We start from the raw sequence: 4,275 nt of genomic DNA, 5'->3' as shown, positions 1-4,275 counted from the left end.
GTACTTGGTCGATTTTAGGGAGTGGCTTATATAAGGCTTTTGCTATATGATTTTGACCATGGTTCTACATGATCCGGACATGTAGTTTTCTATTACGCAAGCCTCATAAGTTAACGGTATACCGAATCATCTTTTAAAATCAATCGAAACCATTCAAAAATCAAGAATCTGTCTCGAGAACACTGAAAAAAGACAATAGGGTCCCTAACCGAATAGATATATCCATTCAGCCATGTAGTCACATGTTGTGATATTAAGCTTAGTTTGTGTATGCCTACGCTCTATACCTCTGTATAGGGCGTAGGCTTATTTGTTTTAAGCTAGCTAGCTAATCTCTGGCGCTCCATCTTTTCCATTTCGCGCTTGAAATCGTGAGGAGTCAAACCTTTGAATGATATAAGGTCATACAGCGCGGCTGAAGGATTAGATGGATCGTATAAGTCGAGAGTTGTTTTCACCACAACTCCCTTATCATTGATTGTCTCCGCCTCAAATTTTTTGGGCATTCTGTTTCTTTGTAGTTCTATCTTCTTTGCATTATTAGGCCATAGTTTATTGGCATAATCACTAGCTTGCTTGATTTCATCATTACTAAGATTGTTGATTGCTCGTTGGACGTTAATGACTAGCCATGGAATGTAGTAACGTATATCCACGCCAGCTAACGTACAATTTTCTATAACGGTTAACTGATCAGCAAAAGCATGAAATCCGTCCATAGTCTTAATGCTTAACTTTACTCTCTTCAAGATGGCAGGTAACCTAAATGCTCGCTCCATATCATTGTTTGAAAGCGGTATTTCCGGCATGTTTATAAACTCAGTAAAGTACTGGCGATAATTCATCCAATAGAGGCAGAACTCAGTGTTCTTACACATACATTTATTTGCTTGGTAAGTCTTGCCTTTTTTTGATACCTTAATGTTGTCATTAATAGCAATATTGGCCTCAACAAGCACATTGAGGACAGCTAACAAGTATGCGCTATCCTCTTTACGCATCTTATCAAGAGCTTTCAGAATCTCGCTACGCTCATGACCTTTTAGTGAAGCAAGTAAGTTTGCATCATTTACAAATAATTGATTGATGATGTGATAGATAGTTAGAGCAAGTATGAAGTTAGAATAGTCATCTTTAGGCCCTTTAAGCACCATCTCTTCAAGGTTGGAAAAGAACTCCTCTGTATTGCTTGAGGTAGTAAGTAGCTGGTCATATAAAGATAGCCAGTCTCGCTCAATTAAGTATTGACGGTAGATTCTTCTCCAGTGAGCAAAACAGCACGCATGCACTCTCTTTTTGCCATCCATAGACTCAAAAACGTTAATATAAACTCTATATCCGTCAGTAATTACCGCTTTAAATACAGCCTCATCACTATTGTAGTCAATCAATGACATGCAGGCTTGGGCAGTACGATTATCATGGGCCTCATAGTAAACCTTGGTATCGCCACATACATCTATGGAGCACATCCCCCAGATGTAGCATTTCTTGGAGCGTGCGCCATTAATTTTACCTGCCTCCACTACTGCCGTATGAGTCTCATCGCAGCCAACAACATCAGCGCTTGCAATAATATCTTGATGGATCTGCTTAGCAACTCCTTTCAAAAATGCACGCGAAAAAATTGGCAATACCTCCATTAGACGGCTTCGTGAGATGATGTACTGTTCTACCGCTTGGCTTACTTTTGACTTATGAAAGCGTGATGTACTTGTATAGTCCCTAGTTGCAGCCATGGCCTCTGTGAATAGTCCTATGGATGTAGAACTGCCTTTAAACACAGGGAATAACTCTGCTGCTTTTATGTCGCTTAAATCGATAAAGTTATCAAATATGCTTACACATGTATGAGGCTGATTCTTGATATCAGATGCTCTTTTGCCCAATTCACTTTGTATTACTGTATATCTTTGATTGTCAGGAGCTTTTTCAAGCCTAGAAAACGCATTTTCCGTAGTGAACTGATCTTTACAAAATGTGTTTTCATTATCCAAGCTTTCTTCACTGCCAGATGATTTTGCTTTTGTATCATTAGGAAGTACTAATGAATCTTTTTTGGAGTAGTCAGTGCACGAAGCAAGTACCGACTTAGGCACATTCATGTCGATCATGCTCATGGAGTACCTCTCATTACAACGGGGACACTCAATGTGATAGCTAGGGTTTGCAGAAGAGTGAAATCCCCTGCCAAAACACGTGCCGTTGACAGTATTATATTGTTTGATGTCAGTTATCTTTAGCTTTGTATATTGATTGCAATGTTTACAGTAGCCATTAAATGTATTGGTTATAGCATGTATGACGAAGTTGGTGTTTTCTATTTGCTTTACCGTCACTCTGTTGTCCACATGTTTTGACTTGTCGTGCGACTTAGAAGATTTATTGTCACCCGAATACTTGTCCAAACAATGAGGGATAACGTATTGCTTAATAAGACTAAACAGAGAATCTTGGTTAATTTTGTGAGCTTTTCTAGAGTCACCGAGCTGATATTGCTGGTTAGAGAGCGGATTGGCCTCTTGGTATTCTTTTAGTTCCCTTCCAAAATCAGTCTTCTCAATGATTTCGTCGTGTATCTCTTTGACCAGCTTGCAGTTATGGCCAAATTCTTTCTCAGCAGAGCCTTTCGAGAGTGAATTCTTTTGATTTTGCTTAGTTGATGATGATTGGGTTGCAAATGAGTCCTCAGGCTTGTCTGCATCACGATCCAATACCTTAATTATTGGTGCAGCTGAGTTACTTCTTTCACTTTTTGAAAGATTTAGAGCCGACAGGTTTGCTGCTTGTCTGCAGTCACTGAGTGTCCCGATAATGTTTAATAACTCATTAAAGGCGTTGTCTAATGTCTTTATGGTTCCATTAGCTAGATCAAAGGTAAAGTCTTTTGCAATTGAGATAGCTTGATCAGGCAAAATTTTCCTAAGACCAGCAAAGAATTTGACGGCTAAGGTGTCTACATTAGTTAGAGTGTTGATTTTTGATTGGCATTCGATCTCTAGCTGCTCTTCATGTCTTTTTCGCTCATTACACTCAATGGTCAGCTCACGATTAGACTTACGAAGCTTTTGGTTTTCTGTAAGATCTCTTTTAGCACTATCTAATTCATTTGAAGCAGACTCATGAGACTGATTGTGTTTGAGATCTTTGCTATTTTCTTTTGTGTTATCGAGATCAGAGCCACGATCTTTTTTAGAGTTATCTGAGATCTCAAGACAAGGATCGTGAGAATTTTCTGATCTCTGATCTTTTTTAAGATCATAGCGAAGATCGTGTGCAGAACCGCTATTTAAAGCGGTTTTATTGGTGTTTTGAGAGGCTTGCTTTGTGGTGATCTCAAGATCAAGATCTTGGTTTTGACGATCTTTTGCTAGATCTTTGGAACGTTTGTTCATATAATACGCCTAATGGATTTTTTTTATTTTGGCTGGGCAGTGCAATGACATTGTGCTGCCTTCATTAAACTAAGATCGCTCTAAGTTTAAAATCCGACTCTCTTCTGCCAACCAAAATAAAGTTAGACCAATTTTACTGGCTTAAAAAAAGCCAACACTAATCCTCACATATCCCACCAAGAATTGGCAAGTGTACACTTCACACTTCTGCCAAAAATCACTCACGTCTATTGATTTTATTTTATTGACATACAAATCTTTTTTTGTATGTTATAGAGACAGCATATATAGAAATCGCATATATAAGTCTGTCAACCTAATGCCCATCGACTAAACATCGGTTCTTACAAAATAAAAAAAGGAGCCACTAGGCTCCTTGAGTATTTTGTAATGCTAAGGTCATGCTTTCGTAGATAGACTTCCATGTGTGAGCAGTCTGTCTAAAGCTCGAGCACTTATAATAGATGGGATTAGTTCAGGGTTAAACTTGTACTGAAACCTACCGCTTGCACGTTTTCTTGTAAAGCAAGTATAACCAGTCCCATCAACAACAAATACCTTGCAAATGGTTCTCCGCTCATTGAAGGTCACAATTACCACTGGCTCAATACCGTTCCAACCAATTTGAAGCTCATCACTTATAAGCATGTCGAACATAGTTGGAATACCATAACGAGCTGACACTGGCTTGTTTACAACGTGGATAAGACAACCTGTTGGAATAATCATAGTGCATCCCCCAACAGACTTACCTTCTTAAGAATCAGTGTGGTTTTGTTAAATCCTAGCAATTGCATGTTTCCTTAAAATTCGATAAACATGCGGTTTATAATATGTATGCTAGCTTTTAAATTTAACCCCCGTAAAATCGACCAAGTAC

Annotated in this window: 2 protein-coding genes; both read right to left on the bottom strand. The window is 38.6% G+C overall.

Translation table 11 applies throughout. The features are described 5' to 3' along the window. Positions 1-320: 320 nt before the first annotated feature. Entirely contained in the window at positions 321-3,395 is a 3,075-nt protein-coding gene (locus tag RDO37_RS03130) for a transposase (protein ID WP_308498069.1), read from the bottom strand. A 399-nt stretch (positions 3,396-3,794) separates the two neighbouring features. Beyond that, positions 3,795-4,124: a hypothetical protein gene (locus RDO37_RS03125; RefSeq protein ID WP_273323240.1), complete on the bottom strand. Its 330-nt coding sequence runs from the start codon at positions 4,122-4,124 to the stop codon at positions 3,795-3,797. Positions 4,125-4,275: the final 151 nt, after the last annotated feature.

The organism is uncultured Anaerobiospirillum sp. (genome assembly GCF_902485895.1).
GTDB lineage: Bacteria > Pseudomonadota > Gammaproteobacteria > Enterobacterales > Succinivibrionaceae > Anaerobiospirillum > Anaerobiospirillum succiniciproducens.
This window is presented reverse-complemented; position numbering and strand designations above follow the sequence as displayed.